Annotated in this window: 2 protein-coding genes and 1 pseudogene; all 3 read right to left on the bottom strand. The window is 44.2% G+C overall.

Going from position 1 to position 1,472, the window contains the following annotated elements:
• A pseudogene (locus tag AC0QT1_RS08585) lies at positions 1-239 on the bottom strand (phage tail protein); the annotation flags it as partial.
• A complete protein-coding gene (locus tag AC0QT1_RS08580) occupies positions 239-1,066 on the bottom strand; it encodes a baseplate J/gp47 family protein (protein ID WP_473201269.1) in 828 nt (275 codons plus the stop codon). The gene AC0QT1_RS08580 and the pseudogene AC0QT1_RS08585, both read right to left, overlap by 1 nt.
• Positions 1,063-1,404 carry a GPW/gp25 family protein gene (locus tag AC0QT1_RS08575; protein ID WP_473201270.1) on the bottom strand — a complete coding sequence of 114 codons (342 nt, stop codon included), beginning with the start codon at positions 1,402-1,404 and terminating at the stop codon, positions 1,063-1,065. Before AC0QT1_RS08575 ends, AC0QT1_RS08580 begins: the two co-directional genes overlap by 4 nt.
• Positions 1,405-1,472: the final 68 nt, after the last annotated feature.

Here is a 1,472-nt window from a genome sequence, read left to right as displayed (position 1 = left end):
CGCAAACGCTGCCATTCAAGCCCTTTGTCAATTAAATCATAGAGGTTTGGAACATAAGGCGTAAGTTCACCAAGTCCGTATTCTTCAATCAACCATGGCAAGAAGCGGGGAGGGCGGGTGATAAGCTTAGAACGTGAAATTCCCAAAACAGAGCCATCAACATCTTGATGAAAGTCGCAAGCATCGGCAAGGCGCTTTTCAAATTCTGTTGCATTGGTTGGGAGGAGGGCGCCAACCATTAGCGTGCACGTCCTTTGAAGTTTAAGGTAATTTTACCAATTGCTAAAACTTCTTCATCACAAACGGCACTGTCTTGTGTTGGGGCAATGGCAATGACTTTCTGGACACCAGCAATCATCAGTTTTGAAACCCACCATGAAAGGCTTAATTCACGACCAATGGCTTGTTCTTTTCGCCATGCCGCTCTTAAGTTGGTTTCCATTGTCATGAGAATTTTCAACGATGTTTCCGGTAACAGCCAAACATCAGCTTGCAAATCCACCACTTTTTTAACAGCAGCGTGCACAATGATTGTATCATTGGTCATGATGATATTTTTTCTGTGAAGGGCTTGTGAGACTGTTTGTATGAGATCTTCAGAAGCTGTTCCTTCTTCATTATTGCCAAAAAGAGCAACATAGATGGTTGGATCTTTGCCTTTGCGATAAATAATGGCATCCTTAACACGGCTATCTGCGGACATGGCTATCAGTTTGTAATAGGGTTCTGTTCCGCTTCCCTTGCCACCACGGGCATGAAGTTTTATGCGTTCGCGATATCTCTCGTCACTTTCACCCTCCATGCGGGCAATTCCGTGCCAGTTTCCCAAAGCATCAAGAGATTCACCAATTGCAAAATCAAGAATATTGTTGCGTGCTGCTTCATTAATCCGCTGTCTTAAAAGCAGTTCTCGATAGCTAAAAGCTTCAATGACTTTTACGGCTGGATCACTTTCAAGAACAATGTATCCGGGCAACAGTTGTTTTAAATGGTCAAGAGCTGCTGCTCGTATTTCTTCAAAGGAAATTTCTGTAATGATTTCTGGTTTTGCAAGCACTCCATTCATTTTATCAGCAATCCTTCCATGGTGATGGGCTTTCCTGAGGGCAAATAAAGTCCTTCAAAGGACAAGGAAACTTGCCCATTTTCATTCCATTTAAAATCAATCTTGTTCAGTTTAAACCGTGGTTCCCACTTGTCTAAAGCCTCGGCAATAGCGGCATAAAGACTAACAGTAAAGGCGTCATTCACCGGTGCATCAAGAATATCCGCAATGCGTGAACCATAATCACGACGCATCACACGCGTGCCAATGCGCGTTGACAAAATATCAAGGATTGATTGGCGCAAATGTTCAATGCCGGTCAAGGGCTTTCCTGTTGTGCGGTTCATTCCGATGGTCAATTGGGACCTCCTGTCATGGAGCCACCAGGAACGACACCGCCGTGAACATGGGTTGCTCCTACATTGGT

The organism is Bartonella sp. P12B (assembly GCF_055796185.1).
This window is presented reverse-complemented; position numbering and strand designations above follow the sequence as displayed.

Bases quoted from the DNA above. Each gene is read 5' to 3' on its own strand.
- AC0QT1_RS08580 (WP_473201269.1), bottom strand. From the start codon at position 1,066: ATGAATGGAGTGCTTGCAAAACCAGAAATCATTACAGAAATTTCCTTT.